General features: G+C 55.4%; 11 protein-coding genes and 1 pseudogene. 2 read left to right on the top strand and 10 right to left on the bottom strand.

What is annotated here, in order from left to right; translation table 11 throughout:
* Positions 1-27: 27 nt before the first annotated feature.
* The 3 genes and pseudogenes from ACYVHB_RS25170 to ACYVHB_RS25160 all read right to left on the bottom strand — a co-directional run bounded on the left by ACYVHB_RS25170 (position 28) and on the right by ACYVHB_RS25160 (position 1,734).
* A complete protein-coding gene (locus tag ACYVHB_RS25170; protein WP_461054579.1) occupies positions 28-1,311 on the bottom strand; it encodes a DUF5690 family protein in 1,284 nt (427 codons plus the stop codon).
* Between the two features lie 9 nt (positions 1,312-1,320).
* Positions 1,321-1,455, bottom strand: a pseudogene (locus ACYVHB_RS25165) (type II toxin-antitoxin system HicA family toxin); the annotation flags it as partial.
* A 54-nt stretch (positions 1,456-1,509) separates the two neighbouring features.
* On the bottom strand, positions 1,510-1,734 hold the full coding sequence (locus ACYVHB_RS25160) for a type II toxin-antitoxin system HicB family antitoxin (protein ID WP_461054578.1): 225 nt from the start codon (positions 1,732-1,734) through the stop codon (positions 1,510-1,512).
* A gap of 318 nt (positions 1,735-2,052) precedes the next feature.
* Here ACYVHB_RS25160 and ACYVHB_RS25155 point away from each other — a divergent pair, with 318 nt between their 5' ends.
* Positions 2,053-2,940, top strand: a complete 888-nt coding sequence (locus tag ACYVHB_RS25155) for an SDR family oxidoreductase (protein WP_461054576.1) — start codon at positions 2,053-2,055, stop codon at positions 2,938-2,940.
* Between the two features lie 9 nt (positions 2,941-2,949).
* On the top strand, positions 2,950-3,870 hold the full coding sequence (locus ACYVHB_RS25150; protein WP_461054575.1) for a helix-turn-helix domain-containing protein: 921 nt from the start codon (positions 2,950-2,952) through the stop codon (positions 3,868-3,870).
* Positions 3,871-3,884: 14 nt separating this feature from the next.
* Here the strand turns inward: ACYVHB_RS25150 and ACYVHB_RS25145 are convergent, their stop codons facing one another.
* The 7 genes from ACYVHB_RS25145 to ACYVHB_RS25115 all read right to left on the bottom strand — a co-directional run bounded on the left by ACYVHB_RS25145 (position 3,885) and on the right by ACYVHB_RS25115 (position 18,561).
* On the bottom strand, positions 3,885-6,695 hold the full coding sequence (locus ACYVHB_RS25145; protein WP_461054574.1) for an alkaline phosphatase family protein: 2,811 nt from the start codon (positions 6,693-6,695) through the stop codon (positions 3,885-3,887).
* A 140-nt stretch (positions 6,696-6,835) separates the two neighbouring features.
* The gene (locus ACYVHB_RS25140) at positions 6,836-9,085 is read right to left on the bottom strand and encodes a TonB-dependent receptor (RefSeq protein ID WP_461054573.1); all 2,250 of its coding nucleotides are present in this window, start codon (positions 9,083-9,085) and stop codon (positions 6,836-6,838) included.
* A 22-nt stretch (positions 9,086-9,107) separates the two neighbouring features.
* Entirely contained in the window at positions 9,108-11,954 is a 2,847-nt protein-coding gene (locus ACYVHB_RS25135; RefSeq protein ID WP_461054572.1) for a phosphoesterase, read from the bottom strand.
* Between the two features lie 29 nt (positions 11,955-11,983).
* A complete protein-coding gene (locus tag ACYVHB_RS25130; RefSeq protein WP_461054571.1) occupies positions 11,984-12,508 on the bottom strand; it encodes a phosphonate degradation HD-domain oxygenase in 525 nt (174 codons plus the stop codon).
* Between the two features lie 81 nt (positions 12,509-12,589).
* Positions 12,590-13,519 (bottom strand): metallophosphoesterase family protein, encoded by a 930-nt coding sequence (locus tag ACYVHB_RS25125; protein WP_461054570.1) that lies wholly within the window; start codon positions 13,517-13,519, stop codon positions 12,590-12,592.
* A gap of 78 nt (positions 13,520-13,597) precedes the next feature.
* Entirely contained in the window at positions 13,598-15,184 is a 1,587-nt protein-coding gene (locus ACYVHB_RS25120) for a SusD/RagB family nutrient-binding outer membrane lipoprotein (RefSeq protein ID WP_461054569.1), read from the bottom strand.
* 92 nt (positions 15,185-15,276) lie between these two features.
* Positions 15,277-18,561, bottom strand: a complete 3,285-nt coding sequence (locus ACYVHB_RS25115; protein ID WP_461054568.1) for a SusC/RagA family TonB-linked outer membrane protein — start codon at positions 18,559-18,561, stop codon at positions 15,277-15,279.
* Positions 18,562-18,608 lie beyond the last annotated feature (47 nt).

Below are 18,608 nucleotides of genomic sequence, written 5' to 3'. Positions count from 1 at the left end.
CTGTTGATTTTGAATGAGAAGACTAAGTTATAAAGAATACGACACGGGCTTCATACTCTCAGCCCGAAACTTCTGCCGGAAGTATAAAAACGAGATCACAACCAGTACGCTGTAGAGAATTGCCAGTCCATACGCTCCGTACATAAAAAACTGGCGGAAGCTGATGTCGCCCTGGCCGAAGTTTTTGTAGAGCAGCACGCCTACGCTGCCCAGATAACCGTACCAGTCGGCGAGGGTGACAATGAAACCAACCGTGCTGACGTACCGGAAAGCCGCTACTAACCGCTCGAAATACAGGCCGTTGCAGGGTACGTAGCCCATATATAACCCCAAACCCGTCAGCAGAAACCACGTGCCGGGACTGAGCAGCCCCGCCGAATACGCGTACGTGCTTAGCCCAACAAGCGCCCCACCCGCCAGCATGATGCCGTTGAGCAGCACGAATGCCCGGAAATTGTCGGTCACGCGCTGAAGCAGAGCCATCACGATGAGCACACCCACGGCCACAAGCGTTTCGGTTTGGGCGAAAATGCCGGGGTTCTGCACGCCCGCATCCCGCAGAATTTCGGGGCCGAAGTTATCACGGAAGTCGCGGAAGGCAGTCAGCAGCACGTACGACATAATGAGCAGCACCAAACCCGGCCCGAAATTGCGCACAAACGCCTGGCGGTCGGGCTGGCTCATGGGTTTGCGTTCGGTGCGGAGGGCGCGGTCTTCGTCGGTGGGCGGGGGTAGCAGCGTCAGGGCATACACCGCCCCCAGCATGGGCAGCACAAACAGCGACCCCGTCACAAACGGCAACCAGAACTCCGACACGCCCCAGCCGCTTTTGATGCTCAGCGCCACGGTTTTGACGAAGCCCGACGCGAAAATAAACGAGGCCGTCAGCCCCGCCACGAGCGCATCGGTCTGGCGTCGACCTTCCAAAAAACCGAGCATGATACCGTAGACCATGCCCAGCGGCAGGCCGTTCAGAAACAAGAAAATGATGTTATAGGGTGCCGGAACGAGGGCAAACAGCAGCAGGGCCAACAGGGCCGCACCCACCAGCAACAGCAGGTTCCCCGCCCGGCGTCCCGGCGACATCTCCGATACGAATTTGACACCCAGCCCTTTAGAAACGGCGTAGCCCAGCACCTGCGCCGTCACGAGCCACGTTTTGTAGCCGATTCCGGCAAAGGCCATCCCCTCGAAGGTAACGGCCGTAATGCCCTTCCGGAAGGCGTACATGCAGGCGTAGGTGCAGAACGCGGCCGTGGCCCCGAAGAGCATGAACGCAGTGGGGTTGCGGAGGAAGGCGGTTGGTTTCATGATGTCAATCTAAAGTTGTCCTACCGCTTCCAAAACCTCTTTAACAATTTTGGGATGGAGTGATTTACCGGCATGGAAGGGAATCACAACCCGAATGATTTCTTTCAGATAGATACGGTGGCTACCCTTTGTGCGTATTAGGACGAAACCAGCTTGTAAAGAAGTCGTTCGGCTTCTTTTGCGTCTAAGACGGGTAGTTTAGGCAATGGCGATTTCGAGTGATGATGTGATGACTTCGTGCGATAGACGTTCGGTTATTTCTTCTTTGGTGAGTGTTTCTAAGTACAATTCCACCGCTTCCTGAATAGTAGCTCGGGCCTCCTCAAACGTATCTCCCTGAGAATGGCAACCTTCCAACTGTGGGCAAAAGACGTAATAACCGTGTTCGTCTTTTTCGTAGATAACGTTGACGTTGTATTTCATGTCCTGCGTTTTCCCCAAAAATAATCAAGTTTACCCTTAAAAGTCAACGAACACTGGCAAACAAATACAGGGAAATCACACCGACGATAAGGTAGCTCTGTACCGAGCCAAACTCGTTTGTTCAGGGCTCAAGGTTACAGGTCCGGGTAAGGATGACAGCCACACCTATTCCCATAGCCTACAGCACAATCCCCGTTTTCGACTAACACAACCGTAGATTCGATTAAATCTGTTTCCGGGTTACTGTAGACCTTTGCAACACGTAAAAACAGAAACAGCATAAGTGAAAACAAATTTCAAACTACATCGAGTCAACGCATGAAAGTCTTTCTTACCGGAGCTACGGGCTTCATCGGCACGGCCCTTGTGCCGGAATTACTGAGTGCTGGTCACCAGGTTCTGGGCCTTGCCCGCTCAGACGCATCTGCCAACGCGCTGCTGGCAGCCGGGGCTGAAGTTCACCGGGGTGATCTGGAAGATTTCGACAGCCTGCGGAGCGGGGCCGAAAAATCAGACGGTGTTATTCACACTGGTTTTATCCACGACTTTTCCCGCTTTGCTGAAGTATCAGAAATTGACCGGCGGGCTATCGAAGCCATCGGTGATGCGCTTGTCGGCTCAGATCGTCCCTTTATCGTTACATCGGGCACGGCCCTGGTTAGCCCCGGCCAACTCGCCACCGAAGAGATGATGCCGGTTGCCGGTCCGCACCCCCGGTTATCGGAAGTGGCAGCCGATGCGGTGGCTGCGCGTGGCGTGCGAGTGGCGGTGGTTCGTCTGGCACCATCGGTGCACGGTGTCGGCGATAAAACTGGCTTTGTGCCGATACTCATTAACATCGCCCGCGAGAAAGGCGTGTCGGCCTACATTGGCGATGGGCTTAACCGCTGGAACGCCGTACACCGGCTGGATGCAGTTCGTTTGTACCGACTGGCTTTAGAGCAGGCAATCCAGGGAGTCCGATTTCACGGCGTTGCCGAAGAAGCGGTATCGTTTAAAACGATTGCCGACGTTATCGGCAAACACCTGAACATTCCGGTAGTATCCGTGTTGCCGGAAGAAGCGGCTGCGCAATTCGGCTGGTTTACGAGTTTTGCGGGGATCGATTGCCCGGCATCGAGCCGGAAAACCCGGGAAAGCCTAAACTGGCAGCCTGCCCGGCCTACCCTGCTGGCCGACATGGAAGAGGGAATCTATTTTAACTGAAATTGCACTATGACTGGTATTAAACCGTACCGTATTGAAACGATCACCGACTATCATCGCCTGTTGGGGCTACCCAAGCCGGAACATCCCCTGATTAGTGTGATTGATCTGGAGTCTTTTCAGCGGCCGTCAGTTGATGAGGCAGTGATTTATATCTTCGAGTTTTATGCGATATCCCTGAAAAAGAATTTCCATCTTCGGATGAAATACGGTCAGCAAGCGCATGATTTTGATGAAGGTGTGCTGTTTTGCATGGCACCGGGCCAAGTATTAAGCCTTGAGCCGAATGCAGATGTACCGCATCGACCATCGGGGTGGATGATCCTTGTTCACCCCGACTTCTTGTGGAATACATCGTTGGCAAAAACCATAAAACAGTACGAGTATTTTGGCTATTCAGTCTATGAAGCTTTGCATCTTTCGGAAAAGGAAGAAACCATGATCACGGGTATTGCCCAGTACATGGAGCAGGAATACCACACCAACATCGACAAATTTAGCCAGGCCGTAATCGTTGCCCAGCTTGAGTTGTTGCTGACGTATGCAGACCGCTTTTACCAACGCCAGTTTATTACCCGGCAAATCAGCAATCATAAAATTCTGGACCGGCTGGAAATCATGCTGACGGCGTATTTTAACAGTGATGATCTGCTGAAAAAAGGGTTGCCCACGGTTCAGTACGTTGCCGAAACGCTCAATGTATCCCCCAACTATTTAAGCGGATTACTGAAAGCCCTGACCGGACAAAGTACGCAGCAGCATATACATGACAAATTAATTGAAAAAGCAAAAGAAAAATTGTCCACCACTGGTTTGTCAGTGGGCGAGATTGCCTACGAGTTAGGCTTTGAACACCTGCCGTCGTTCAGTAAGTTGTTCAAGTCAAAAACCAGCTTTTCACCGATGGAATTCAGGCAGTCGTTTAATTGACGGGGCCGTAACGGCTACTGATTCCTCTTTGGCTTTTGCTTCTTCGTTGTCTTCTCCCTCAATCGCTTATCCTCCTCCGCCCGGCGTTTCTGCATGGTTTCGGTGCGGTCTAATTCCTCCGATTCCGAAAATGCTTTCCAGTCAAACTTCTCGTCGAACGGGTCCAGCGCCTTTTGCGGGTCGAACAATCGTACGTCGGCGGGCAGGGCGCGGTAAGGTGTGAAATCGGGCTTGTCGGTGAACAGGTCGCTCAGTTCGGTGGCCCCGGCGTCGTACTGGTTCAGGCACGGAATACCCAGCACGTTCCAGAACGTTTTGAACACGCTGCCGAAACTGTAGTGAACGTGGCCCACGTAGTTCCGTTTGACGTAGGGCGAAATGACCAGCAGTGGACTCCGGTGCGCGTCGACGTGGTCAACGCCCCCCTGCGGATCGTCTTCGACCACAAAAATCGCCATGTTTTTCCAGTACGGCGTTTGGGACAGAAACTCAACCACGCGGCCCAGCGCCAGGTCATTATCAGCCATGTAGCTCTCCGTGAACGGGAAACCGGCTTTCGGCCGGGGGTTGCTACCGTGGTCGTTGGGCAGCATCAGGGTGATAACGGAGGGCAAACTATTTCCTTTTCCCGACCCGTCAGACCGCCACTTTTCGTTAAACTCCTTCATGAACACGTCGGCCCGAAACTGGTCGGGGATGGCCATGTTGTAGGTCGGGAAAGTGCGCGAGGTACGGTCGAAGAGGGGTGCGGGGAGCGGATAGTTGATCGTGTATTTTTCGCCGATGTACTTCATCGTGCTGTCGCTGTAGGCCCCGGCCATCTCGACGCCAAAACCAAAGTTAAAGAAGTCTTTTTTCCACCGTTCGAGGTGTTCCCACATGGAGCCGCCTTCGTTGTAATCTTCGGGATAAATGGACCCCGCCGAGCCGTAGAAACTCGGGTTTCCGGGGGCGTTCGAGGAGTCGCGCATGGAGCGTTTGCCACCGTAAGCTGCCGCCGTACCCGTTTCGACCCACTCGTTAGGATAGGTGTTCACCAGCCAGCGGTGACCGTCGGCCGACACGTCGGAGTCGCAGTAAAAGTTGTCGGACATGGCAAACCGTCGGGCCAGCGCGAGGTGATTGGGCATGACATTCGCCCGCTCAACGGTCTGATTACCCCGTTTGGCCTTTACCACTACACCTGTGCCGTAGCGGGCCAGTGTCGAGTCACCATCGCCGTTGGTCACCTGCCCGAACACCTCGTCGTAGGTCCGGTTTTCTTTGGAAATAAATACGATATGCTTGATCGGGGTTCGTCCGTCCGGCGATTCTCGCTGACCAGCAAACGCCGGAATCGGGTTACTGGTCCTGGGCACGTCGGCCACGGAGCGAATGGTAAAGTTGTTTTGGATAACCTGCTCGGTTTCGGCTTTCAGGTTTGCATTCGCCGGGATGTCCATGACCGATACCGTGCCGTTCATCAAACTGCCGATGAAGCTGCCCTGCTCACCAAGTTTATAGTTTCTGCCCCCGTTCGGACCGCTGCCGTAGCCTTTGGCGTTGGCCACGATGAGTTTCCTTCCGTCCATGCTTACCTTCAGCTTCGATGGGAACCAGCCCGTCGGGATATGGCCGATCACCGCCAGCGTTGGCACGTCAATAACGGCCACGGCGTTGATACCCGCTTCGGCCACTAACAGCCGCCGACCGTCGGGCGAGAGGGCCAGTCCGAACGGAATTACTCCACGCAGGTTTCCCAGCCGGGGGTCGGGCGAAAGGGCAATGTTTTTGAGCACTGCATTGGTTTTCACGTCGATTACCGATACGCAGTCGTTGTTGCCGTTGCTGACGAACACATACTGGTCTGTGGCGACCACCGAGTTGGGACTCGACCCGCCCACCGCCGGAAAATCCTCGACCATCTGTCCAACCAGAAAACCCGTTTTGACTTTTGCCGCTACCGTCGGCGTCCCGGCCAAACTGATGCTCCAAACTGAAAATGCTTCAGATGCGTTGGGGTCGCCGAGGGGCGGAATGCCTTTGGCCGGGTCACCGTCGCGCATTTCCTTCGAGCCGTATTTTGAGGCTGGGTACTCGTGGGCGGTGCGTTTGAGGTCTTTTCGGTCTAAATCGGTGAATGGTTTGTATTCAAAGACGCCCACGTTGGCCACGTAAGCCGTTTTTTCATCGGGCGAAAGTGTGATGCCGAACGGGTAGCGACCGGTGGGTACGTTATGCACAATTTTCTTGGTCGCCATGTCGATAACAATCATCCGAAAACCAATCTGATCAAGGGCGTAGAGCGTTTTGCCGTCGCGGGTCAACACCATATCGCCGATGTAGCCGTGCGAGAAGTCCGTACTGCCAGTTTTCACAGCGCAGTTAATCGTTCCGGCGGGTTTACCCGTTGCCAGATCGAACGCGAAAATCTTATTGGTTTCGCCCCCGGCCACGTACACCAGTTTATTGTCAGGCGTTACGGCCAGTCCCATAAAACACGCTTCCAAAATACCATTTTCGGTTTTGTAGCCTTCAGGAATTTGCCGGACGATTGGATTCACGCCAAGTGCATCGCGTATAATCGAAATGGAAAACGGGTTAATGCCGGAGTTCGCCGTAACCACCGTTTTTCCGTCGGAACTCAGCACCAGACCGTACGGGTGCGGGGCGGTCTGAATCTGCCGACCACGGGGGGTAATGAACCGGCCATTAGGCAGCACCGTCCGGCCCGCCTTGTCGATTTTGGTGTAGGCACTGCCCGCGGGTGCCGTGATGACATAACGCGGGGCTGGCTGCGCGAAGGCGTTCAGCGTGAGGAAGGAGAAGAGGAAGGTTAAGCGCATAGAATCGAATTGAAGAATTGAGAAATCTATCCTCAATCAGTATGGAACGCAGATTTTCATGATTTTTAAGATTAGAAGTGATCTTAGTTTACTAATCATTTTTAATCTTAAAAATCATGAAAATCTGCGTTCCATACTGATTACCAATTCACCAGCACCGACAACCAGGCGCTGCGGCCAATGCCGTCCACGCCGGAGCCGTGCGTACGGTAGGCTTCGTTGGTGAGGTTTTGCAGTTCGGCGCTGAGCGTTATGAATTTCCAGCGGTAACCGCCGTTCAGGTTCACTACCTGCCAGGCCGGGGTGCCGCCTTTTCTGATACGATTGTCGTCCTGATCGCCCTTGGCTAAGCGGGTTTGTGCTCCGGCTATGAGCAGTTCAGCCCGCGCCCACCAGCCCCTCGTCGGCTGATACGTCAGTCCGACGCGCCCGTTCAGGGGCGGAATCCGGCGGAATGGCTCGTTGGCCGTCACGTTTTGCCCGTAGGTGTACGTGGCTCCGGCATAGGCTAACCAGTTGGGCATCAGCTCATATTCGACCTCGCCTTCCAGCCCGCGAATGAACGACTCTGCGCTATTTTGTTTCAAGTACACCGGGTAGCCCTGGATGGAGTCTTTACCGGCCCGGACGCGACTAATGAAATTGCTCAACTGATTATGATACGCCAGCACCGTTGCCGAAAACCGTTGGGAGCGGATTTTAATACCGACTTCTTTGTTCAGCGACCGCTCCGGCTGAAGGCTGGCGTTAGGCACTTCGTACCGAAAATCGACGATGCCCAGCGTTCCCAGATCATCGACATTGGGCGCGCGAAACGCCGACTGCACCGATGCCACCACCCGCACCGTTGGCAGAAGGGCGAACGACGCACCAACATTCCCGACCAGCGCCGAGGGCCGAATGGTTGCCTCGCCCAGCGTCGCTTCGGGTGTGCTGATCTGGAACGCGTTGTAGCGCCCACCCGCCGTCAGGGTCAATTTACTCAGCGTAAACGTGTGGAGTGAGAACAGAGCGAGACTGCTCATGGTGGCCCCGTCGGGATACAGACCACGTTTGGGCGTGGCAACTCCGGTTTGGGTGTTCACGTCTTCCCGACCGCTGCCCACCCGGTCGAAATACCATTCCACGCCGTTTTGCATCCGCCAGTATTGGGTAGGTTCGGCGGTGGCCAGCAGCGTTAAGCCGGTTGTTGTGGTTTGGTCGCGTTCATAGATTGCGGTCGAATTGTTGTTTCGCTGACTCTGGCGTCCTTCGGTTTGGCGTTGCCACGAGGCCGTTAGCTGAACCGATTTAAGAAACTGCCGGTTATAAAACCCTTCCAGCCGGGCATAGGCTAACTGCCGCCGTTGCGGGTTGAACTGGTAGTAACGGTAGTTTTCGAGTTGAACGCGGTGATATACCGGAACGCTGTCCTGCCGCAGATTTTGGTACGCCACCGTCGCCACGAAGCGATCCGAGAGCCGGAACCGGGCTTTCAAATCGCCCGACAGTTGGTTATAGCCGGTCGGCGTTTCGCGACCCAAGCCGCGCCCGGCCACCAGATCACCGAACTTGCGGTAGGCCAGCGCCCCCACAACGGCGACGGAAGGGGCCGAAAATCCAACTTCGGCCCGGCCGCTGTACTCCATGTCCTGCGTCATGGCTTTGGCAAACAAACCGCCGGTGAACCCAGGCCGATCCGAAAAAGACGGGTTTTTAGTCAGCACGTTCACCACACCCCCAATCGCGTCGGACCCGTAAGCTACCGAGCCGCTGCTCCGAACAATCTCGATCTGACCAACGCTCTGCGGGTCGATGGTGTTGAGGTACTGGTTCGGGCCGGAGCGAAACGTGGCATTGTTGAGCCGGATACCATCTACCAGCAGGAGCGTTTGCTGGCCCGTCAGTCCCCGCACAAACGGCGAACCGCCCCCGTGATTGGTTTTCTGAAGAAAGACGCCCGTTGCGCCGACTAATGCTTCGGGAACAGTGCGGGGTGCCCGCTGGCGCAGGTCGCGGGCCGTCAGCACGGTCGTTATTTCGGGCCGCACGAAGTCGGGCGTTCCGGTGCGCTCCGTAGTCGTAACGATTTGCTGATTGAGTTGAACGACGGTCGGTTGCAACCTGATTTCCCGATGTACATCCCCCCGATCTGAAATCGTAATTAACTCATTGGCAAAACGATACCCTACTGAGCTAATTTGAACAGTATAGCTTCCCCCCGGCAGACCCTGAATCACGAAATAGCCCCGTTGATCGGTTATGGTTCCCCGTGTGGTGGGCAACAGTCGCACCGATACGCCCGGCATCGGCAGATTAGTCCGGTCGTCCCGAACAATACCCGACAGTGTTTGAGCCGCGCAGAAAGTACCACACAGGTAGAATAGGAGCGTAAAAAATCTTATTTTCATAGTCAAACAGGTCATAAATAAATTACTTTTCACCCTGTTGCCGGTAGTGTTCGGCGCGTTGGTCAGCGCGGTCGTCCATCTCAGGACCTTTCTGAATTTTGCGCCAGTCGAACTGCTTTTTATACGGTTTCATGGCCTCCTGCGGATCAAACACGCGGGCGTCGGGCAGCACCGCATCGTAGGGCCGAAAGTCGGGTTTATCGGTAAACATATCCTGCAACAACGAAGCCGTCAGGTCATACTGGTTCACGTAGTTCACGCCGAGGATGTTATAAATCACCTTCAGAATCGACCCAAAGTTGGCGTGGGTGTGCGACACATAGCCGCGTTTGACGTGCGGCCCGGCCAGCATCAGCAGCGACCGGTGCGCATCAACGTGATCGACACCGCCCTGCGGATCATCCTCGGTGATGATCACGAGCATATTCTTCCAGTAGGGCGTCCGCGACAAAAAGTGCAGCATCCGCCCCACGGCGAGGTCATTATCGGCAATGTAGGAATGCAAGTATGGGTAACCCTCGTTCGGACGTGGCCCAGCTCCGTGGTCGTTGGGCAGCATCACCGTGAGAAGTTGCGGGAGCACCCCACCCCTGCCAGAACGCTGGCCCGGCCCTCCCTTAAAGGAAGAGGAGGGAGATAGCCACTTCGCCGTGAACTCCCGCTCGAACTGGTCCATCCTGAACTGATCGGGAATATTAGTGTTGTAGCCCGCGAAGTTGCGCGAGGTATGCCGAAAGGCGGCAGCGGGCATCGGAAACACCACCGGTTGAGCCGCCCCGAACGTGGTGTCGAATTGCTCTTCGTAATTGCCAGCGTACTCATTGACCTGGCCAAAATTGTAGAAACTAACCTTGCTGCGCTCTAAAGCCTCCCACAATCCACCAATCTCGTTGTAGTCTTCGGGATCAATGGCTCCCGACGCTTTTGGAAACCGCCGACCGGGCGCTTTTGAGAACGGATCGAACCGCCCCGCCGAAGCCGCGTTAGCCTCGATCCACTCGTTCGGAATGGTGCCCATCATCCAGTGGTGACCGTGAATGCTGGCGTCCGAATCGCAGTAGAAATTGTCCGAAAACGCAAACTGCCTGGCCAGCCGGACGTGGTTAGGCATGACATCGGCAGCAGTGATCCGCACCGAATCGCCAGGTGTATCCGTCGTCCGGCCAACGGCTCCCCGCTGGGTCGAAATGCGCTGATTGATGGTTACGCCCGTGCCGAAGCGGGCCAGTGTCGAATCGCCTTTGCCGGTTGTCAGTTGTCCCAGCACCTCGTCGTACGTGCGGTTTTCTTTAGTGATGTAAACGATGTGCCTGATTGGGGTCCGACCAGTTGGGGACGACCGCGTTTTAGGCAAAACGGGTAGTGGATTGCGACCATTATCGGTGACGGTGACGGTCTGGTAGGTATTGGCGAGAACTTGTTTGGTATAGGCTTGCAGGCCCTCACCCCCGGCCCCTCGCCCCTGGGGCGAGGGGCCGGGGGTGAGGGCCGTGAGATCAACCGCCTGAAACGTACCTAATTGAATGTCACCAATGTACGTTCCTTGTGGTGGTTTCACGAACCCGGCCCCGCCGTTTGGCCCGGCTCCATGACCCCGCGCCGAAGTGACGTAAAGCGTCCGTTCATCAGGCGACAGCGCTACGCGGGTTGGTCCCCAGCCAGTTGGAATCAGGCCCCGGACTTTACGCGTCGGAATGTCCACCACGGCCACCGCGTTGAAGGCCAGCAGGGCGACGTAGAGCGTCTTCTCATCCTTTGTAAGAGTCAAACCAAACGGCATCAGGCCCCGGTAGCGGTCAATGCGTGGATCTATTCTCAGTGAAATTACGCCCGCAAGTTTGCGGGATGTACGGTCGATAATCGAGACATTGTCGTTGGTAGCATTGGAAACGTAGGCGTACCGGCTGCCCACCACCACCGAGTTGGGCGATGAGCCGCCCAATACCTCGGCTTCTTCAATCATCGAACCAATCTGAACACCGGTTTTCAGTTTGGCGATAACCTTGTTAGTGGCTAAATCGACCATCCAGACACTCATAGCCTCGTCTACCAGCGGACTACCCAAACCCGGAATTCGTCGTCCGTCAATAGTCACGCCCTCGTGGGATTCCTTCGTGTGGGCACCGTAAGCCGGAAACTGGAGCATCATCGTATCCTTGTTGGTGGGCGTCACGCCCGGCACTTTCGGGTACGCGTACAACCCAACATTAGCTACAAATGCTGTTTTTCTGTCCGGCGAAAGTGCCAGGCCAAACGGTTGCCGCCCGGTTGGAATCGACTGGTCTGCCGGTGCGGTCTTGATTCGTTTGGTGGCTAAGTCGATGCGCACGAGCCGGAAATTAGCGCGGTCGAGCACCAGCAGTTCATTACCGTTCAGAAGCAGGTCCGACGTGAAACTATCCGTGTAGCCGTTACCATCGAGGCTGATGCTGTCTACGGTGCGCAATTGTTCCGTATCAAAAATTAGTACCCGGCCTTTATCACCGTTGCTGAGGTAAGCCGTCTTATTATCAGGACCCATCGCGACACCCAGAAACGAACCGGCTTTCAGAGCAGCGGGAATTTTTCCGGCGTAATCGGGTACGCGGGTGGCCTGCATCGTGCTCAGGTTCAGCACCGTCAGCACACCGTCGTGGAGCGTGACGGCGCGTTGCCCATTGGGTGAAATGGCCAGGCCAAACGGATCGTTGGTGATGCGAATCGTTCGACCCGCCGGGGTCACGTAGCGTCCGCTCGGCAGCACCGACTTTCCGACTGAGTCAATTCGGCAAAACTCCACCCGTCCGGGTACTTGCAGGGTCGTGTACGTTTTTTGAGGAAAGGCAGGGAGGGCGATGAGGAGATTAAAGAAGAGGAAGAGGTGTTTCATGGCGCGTTTTTGTTAGGCTGACAGAACAATTACGCTTCACACAGCACTAGGTAATGGGCCACCCCCGGTGTTGGCAGACCCGGTATTTTGGCTTGCTCATCCCACCGGCGCATTTGCAGAATTTCGTTGAAATACGGATGCTGCTCGAAGCGGGCGGCTTCGTCGGGCGTCATCGGCCCGCCCTGAAACTCCAGGGTTCGCAAACTCGCTTCTGACAGGCGTTCAAAGTAATCCATACTCTTGGCCACCAAATATCGCTTGGCGTTCACGTGGTTTTCAATCAACTGCGCCACTTTCTCCGAAAAGCCGCGTTGCCTCAAAAAATCCGCGCCCAGCCGCTCATGATCGACCGTGCCGTAGCCATCCATGTAGGCGTGGCCGTCTTCCTCCGGCAGCAGGTGCCCAATGTCGTGCAGGAAAGCAGCTACCACGGTTTCCCGGTCGGCCCCGGCCTGCTCGGCGAGTTGGGCCGTTTGCAGCGCGTGTTCGAGTTGCGTAACCGGCTCACCAAAATACGCGTCGTGGCCACTTTGGGCGAAGAGATTGGCGATCATAAGAAGAGAATGAATAATGGTTAATGCAGAATGAATAATGAATCGCCAGCAACTATATCATTATCCATTCTGCATTGACCATTATTCATTATACATTAAATAGGTCCGCTCCACACTGCCGTCGTCGTACAGATCGAAGAGGGCGTAACCGGCTTTAGTCTGGCGGTGTACTTCACTTTTCCACCAGTTGCCACTCACGGCACCATTGCAGAAATAGCTGACATTGTTGTAAACGACCTGGTCGAGCAGGTGGGTGTGCCCACTCAGGCAGGCTTTTACGTTTGGATGTTGGACAAACAACGCCACCAACTCCGGGGCATTGGATACAGCCAGTCCATCAATCATGGTTTGTTTCCCGTCGGTGGTCGGAACCGGCTGAGCGAAGTCGAACACCGTGGCCGTCAGGATCGGAACGTGCGACAGAACCAGGACGGGTGTGGTGGCGGGGGTATTCGCTAAATCGGTTTTCAACCAGGCCAATTGGTCAGCATCGACGTTGGTTGCGTACCACGCACCAGTCGGTTTAGGCTGTACGCTGTCGAGCACCACAAAATGCCAGCCGTTGGCATTGAAGCTGTAATACCGGTTTTTGAGTTTCAGTTCATCCTGCATCCAGGCTTTACCCCAGGCACCATCGGCTTTGGCCGTATCGACACCCCAGATGTCGTGATTACCAATGGCATAGCTGACGGGCAGTGAGCATTCGGCTTTCACCACTCGATTCCAGGCATCCCACTGTTTCCTGACGGCCGCTTTATCAAGAACGAGCGCGTCCATAATCACGTCGCCCCCGTGCAGGATAAAAGCGGGTTTATCGGGCTGATTCTGAACGTGCCTGAAACAGGCCGCTACGCCATCCATCTGTTTAGTTTCGGCCAGAATATGCGTATCGCCGAGGTAGGCAAATCGGACGGAGCGCTTGCGCACCGGAGAACTTGGGGCGGCAATCAGTCCCGGAGCCGCTACAAAAGGCAGCAGCCCGGCAGTTTTGAGGAGGGTTCGGCGGTTCATACCGTTAATGTATAATGAATAATGGTCAATGAATAATGATGCTGGAAGTTTCATTATTCATTGACCATTATTCATTGTTTATTTTAACAACCACATCGTTTCGTTAACGTCATCCTTGCCGCCATACTGACTTTGTACGGCTGTTTTATAATTATCGGGGTTGAAGTTCCGCTCATTGGCCGGATATTGCCACCGCTTCGGAATCAGGTTCGCGCTGGTACCCGTGCCTACGCCCGTGAGGAAGGTCGGCACACCCGTCCGACGCTGGTTGTACCAGGCTTCCAGACCCGAATTCTGGAAGAATGCCAGGTATTTCTGGGTCAGAATCTGGTTCAGACCAGCAGCCGTGTTGCCCGCATACTTCACCAACGGCTGAGCCAGGTACTCGGTCATGTTCGCCCTGAACGTGTAGGTGTCGAAGTTGACGATGCCGCCATCGCGCGAGAACGTAGCCGTATTATCGCCATCTTTCAGACCGTAGAAGGCCATCGAGGTGCTGATACCCCGGTTATAAAACATTTCGGCGTTACCGGCGGCCCAGCCCCGGTTGATGCCTTCGGCTAAGTTGAACTGTAGTTCGGTATAACCAATAATATCCACTGTCTCGGCCACGTCGGTCGTGTAATACCGCTTCCGGTTCTGGTAGGAATACTGGCCCGACAGCACTTTGGTGGACATATCGGTCAGGCTCTCACCCGACGACGCCCCGGCGAACGCGTCATAATCAGTTGGCTTCTTACCCGCCTTAAGCAGGGCTTCGGCGGGTTCGGCCACGATGAATACGCGGGGATCTTTGCGGGCTACCAGCAGATCGACGTAGGTTTTGGCCATGTTCTCGCGGGTAGCGTTCTGGCCGAAGTTCGACGGATTGCGCGGGTATTTATTAAACGTATTGTGGACGTATTGCAGGTCGTCGTCGGTGCTGGTCATGACCGGGAACTGAGCCGGGGTGTTCAGCACGGCGGCAAAGCGGGCCTTCACGTTCAGGTCGCTGTCCGTGTCTTTTGTGCTCAGGCTGAGCAGCACCCGCACCTTGAACGTATTGACCACGCGCTGCCATTTGGCTAAGTCATTGCCGAGGTAGATGTCGCCGGTCAGCGACCGGTCGCTTTGGGCAATCAGGCTGGCCAGATCAGCATTCGACTCATCGAGCCATTTCAGCACCTGCACGTACACGGCTTTCTGCGTGTCGTATTTGGGGGCGATGTCGTCTAATCCTTTCAGCGCGTCGGTCATTGGAATGTCGCCCACGCGCTTGGTCATGTTCTCGAAGTAGAACGCCCGGAAAAACTTGCCCAGGGCCGAGTACGGATTCACGTCGGCGGCACCGGCCCGTTTGGCTTCCTCCTCCATCTTGACCACGTTTTTCAGCGTCGTAAAATTCAGGCCGGTAGTCGTCCAGTTGTACTGGTTGGTGGAGTAATACTCGTAGTTGGAGGCATAGAACTGGTTCCAGCGCTGCTCACCAGCCCAGGGCGAGCCGGTCACCCCAGAGGTGATCGAGCTACCCGTGTACATATCGTTCAGCACCCCCTGAAACACGAGTGATGCGGGGGCAGTCGTAGCCCGGTTGGGGTCCTTTTCGAGTTCGTCGAACGACTGTTCGCAACCCGTCACTGTCAGGACGAGGGCGAAAAATAAGAGAATAAGTTTGTTCAGTTTCATGGCTTTTCTGAATGTATAATGCAGAATGAATAATGTACAATGAGGGTCACGCACCGTTCATTATCCATTCTGCATTGTCAATTATTCATTAGTTAAAATACCAGATTCAGATTCACCCCGTACCGGCGGGTTGTGGGCGACTGCAGCGACGAGCTACCCCCGCCCACGAAGACGTTGCCGCCCGTGAACTGGTTGAGGTCGATGTCTTTCTTCTCGGCAAAATAGAGCAGGTTCCGGCCCACGAATGAGATACTTGCCTGCCGGATACCGAGCCGCGAAACCAACGACTGCGGCAGTGCGTACCCAACAATCACCTCGCGCAGATTGGCAAACGTGCGCGACATCAGGTTGCCCCCGTTCGGGCCGTAGCGACGGCTGATGTAGTTCTGCAAATACTGCTGGGTGGTGTTGGGCGCGAACTGCAACTCGGCGTAGTTCGTGATGTTACCGTCCACGTCGGGCGTGATGGTGCCGTTCGTGATCTGTACCCCCTCGCCCACGTACGACTTTACTCCCTGCGTATCCTGGTAGCGGGCCACGCCCATGTCGCCTTGGGTGGTGGCAATGTGGCGGCCACCCCGGAACGTTTGCCGCTGGATGTAGTTGGAGATGACCCCGCCCACGCGACCGTCGAACTGGAAACTGAACGAGAAATCTTTGTAGCGAAAGCGGTTATTTAACCCGAATACAAAATCGGGGTTCAGGTTGCCCAGATACTGGTTGACTGGGTTAATGAGCGGCACCCCGCTGGCATCGTTGATAAGCTGCCCGTCCTGGGTGCGGTAGAACGTCTGGTCGTAGTATTTATCAACCCGGTCGCCGACTCTGAAAAACGTGTTGTAGGTCTGCTGATTACCGTAGATTTCGGTCAGTTTTTCCTGGAAAGTCGAGTAGTTGACCAGCACGTCCCAGTTCAGCCCGCCCGCTTTCTTGAGGGCCTGCCCCGTCAGCGACACTTCAATCCCCCGTTTTTGGGTTCTCAACCCGTTTTGTAACGCGCCGGTGTAGCCGCTGGCTTCCGAAATTGGCAGCGTGAAAATTTGGGGGCCGTCGTTCGCTACAAAGTAGGCTGCGTCCAACACTAAGCGGTTGTTGAGAAACCGCGCATCCAAACCGACCTCATACTGCGACGTAGCCGCTGGTTTGATGTTGGGGTTATTGAGTGTGTTGGTAAAGTAACCGGATGGCTGGCTGTTGTACACCAGCGGAGTACCATACACGGCTGCATTCTGATACGTCGGTCCGTCGTACGACGACAAATAGTTATCGCCGTATTGCAGTGGGAATGCACCGCCCGGCGTGGAGCCGATGGTGGAGCGGGTCAGGGCGTCTTTCACGTTGGCATACGACCCGCGTACTTTCAGGAATGAAATTGCCTGGGGCAGTGACACGTAATCTGAAATCACGGTGCTCAGTGCTACCGATGGATAGAAGAACGTGTTGTTGCCCTTGGGCAGCGTCGACAGTTTATCGACCCGGCCCGTGGTAGAGAGCGTCACGAAATCGCGGAAGGTGAAGTCAGCCGAGTAGAACGCCGAGTTGACCCGCATGTCAGCCGTGTAGCTTGATAAATAGCCAGGCCGGGCCGAGTTGGCGAAGTTATACACGCCCGGCACGTTGAGGTAATTGGTGGTGGCGTAGTTTGAGTTGAAGTTGAAAATCCGCAGGTTCCCCCCGGCCACAGCGTTGACCGCCAGCGACGGCAACACCTTCCGGTTGTATTTCAACAGCAGTTCGGTGTTGCTGTCGAATAGGTTCCGGCGGTCCTCGCGGTAGTCGCCCATGGCTTCCTCGCGGCCGTAGGTCGTGGCCGAGTATGGAAACTTCTCCGTCCGCAGCAGGTTCCAGGTCGAAACCTGCGTCCGCAGCGTAGCATCAAAACCCTCAGCGATGGTGTAACGCATCAGTGCCTGGCCAATCACATCGGTTTTATAATGCCCCCGCAGCCACTCTTTGGCAGCAAACCAGGGGTTATTGTAGCGGGCGTAGTCGGGATAAATCTGCTGAATGCCTTCTTTGCCCGGCTGCCAGTAGTTTTTCAGGTCGTCCACGTTCCAGTCGGCACCACCCCAGATCACCATGTTGTAGATCAGCGAATTGGGGCCATAATTTACGTCCGGGTAGTTCGGTGTGTACTGCTTGTTGTATTGCAGGCCGGTCTCGAACCTGAGTTTGGGCGTAAAATTATAGCCCGCCGTCAGGTTGAGGTTGGTGGAGTTCAGCTTGGTGTTCGGCACGATTCCCTTCTGGTAAATGTGCGACAGCGATACGCGCAGGTCGTGCTTCTCGCCCGTCGAGGAAACCGATATGTTGTTGGTCGAAAGAATTCCGGTCTGAATAAACCGGCCCAAGTTGTCTTTGCCCCGCGCCGTCCAGGGCGTCGGCTGACGGTCGCTCACGAACGGCTTGGTGCCGGGAAAAGCAAACGTCGTGGTATATGATTGCCCCGGCGTAACCGGACTGTCGTACTGGGGGATCAACTGCCCGTCGAAGCGGGGTCCCCAAATGTCGTAATCGGCATCGTTGTAGCCAGCGCCCTTCCCGTTCCCGTAGGCATACACGCCGTGGTCGCCGGGGCCGTAGAGGTCCTGCACTTTCGGGATAGCAATAAATCCCTGGTCGGCCATCTGGCTCGTGTTCACTTCCACCGAGAAGCCGCGTTTGTCTTTCGAGCCGCGCTTGGTCGTAATCAGGATGGCTCCGTTCTTCCCCCGGAAACCGTACAGGGCCGACGCCGATGCGCCTTTCAGCACGGTATACGTGTCGATATCGTCAGCCGAAATATTCCAGGTATCCGAGTTAATGGGTACGCCATCAACCACGAAGAGCACATCCGTATTGCCCCGCAGGACAATGCTGGGCCGACGCAGCAGTTCGGCCGACGAGCCGATAGTCAGACCGGCTACTTTACCCACCAGCGAGTTGATTGGGTTTGGCTCGCGGGCTTTGATAAGCTGGTCTCCAGCTACGGTCTGGATCGACGTACCGATGTTACGAACATCTTTTTTAATACCGAGGGCCGTAACCACGATTTCGTTCAGCGTCGACGTACCCGCCACTAATGATACGTCAATTGTGCTCCGGTTACCCACGGCGATTTCCCGCGTTTCGTAACCAATGAAGGAGTAGGTCAGCGTGCTGTTTGGCTGGGCACTGAGCGTGTAAGAGCCGTCGGCGCGAGTCGTCGTACCGGAGTTTGTTCCTTTCACCAAGATGGACACCCCCGGCAGCGGCTCGTTGTCATCCGTCGCTACCACGCGGCCGGTGATCGTTTGTGCCAGCGCCACGAATCCCGGCAGCAGACAACATAAAAACGCCCCTGTTAACCGGCGCAAAGCACGGATCAAGGGCGTCGCAGGACGTAAAAAAAGAGTCATACGCTTACAGGATTAGCTTGGGTAGTAATTCTGCAAAAATACGCGGC

Source organism: Spirosoma arcticum (assembly GCF_054779955.1).
This window is presented reverse-complemented; position numbering and strand designations above follow the sequence as displayed.

What these genes read in the sequence shown, in the direction of transcription:
- ACYVHB_RS25170 (WP_461054579.1), bottom strand. Translation starts at nt 1,311, where the DNA reads ATGAAACCAACCGCCTTCCTCCGCAACCCCACTGCGTTCATGCTCTTC.
- ACYVHB_RS25160 (WP_461054578.1), bottom strand. Translation starts at nt 1,734, where the DNA reads ATGAAATACAACGTCAACGTTATCTACGAAAAAGACGAACACGGTTAT.
- ACYVHB_RS25155 (WP_461054576.1), top strand. Translation starts at nt 2,053, where the DNA reads ATGAAAGTCTTTCTTACCGGAGCTACGGGCTTCATCGGCACGGCCCTT.
- ACYVHB_RS25150 (WP_461054575.1), top strand. Translation starts at nt 2,950, where the DNA reads ATGACTGGTATTAAACCGTACCGTATTGAAACGATCACCGACTATCAT.
- ACYVHB_RS25145 (WP_461054574.1), bottom strand. Translation starts at nt 6,695, where the DNA reads ATGCGCTTAACCTTCCTCTTCTCCTTCCTCACGCTGAACGCCTTCGCG.
- ACYVHB_RS25140 (WP_461054573.1), bottom strand. Translation starts at nt 9,085, where the DNA reads ATGAAAATAAGATTTTTTACGCTCCTATTCTACCTGTGTGGTACTTTC.
- ACYVHB_RS25135 (WP_461054572.1), bottom strand. Translation starts at nt 11,954, where the DNA reads ATGAAACACCTCTTCCTCTTCTTTAATCTCCTCATCGCCCTCCCTGCC.
- ACYVHB_RS25130 (WP_461054571.1), bottom strand. Translation starts at nt 12,508, where the DNA reads ATGATCGCCAATCTCTTCGCCCAAAGTGGCCACGACGCGTATTTTGGT.
- ACYVHB_RS25125 (WP_461054570.1), bottom strand. Translation starts at nt 13,519, where the DNA reads ATGAACCGCCGAACCCTCCTCAAAACTGCCGGGCTGCTGCCTTTTGTA.
- ACYVHB_RS25120 (WP_461054569.1), bottom strand. Translation starts at nt 15,184, where the DNA reads ATGAAACTGAACAAACTTATTCTCTTATTTTTCGCCCTCGTCCTGACA.
- ACYVHB_RS25115 (WP_461054568.1), bottom strand. Translation starts at nt 18,561, where the DNA reads ATGACTCTTTTTTTACGTCCTGCGACGCCCTTGATCCGTGCTTTGCGC.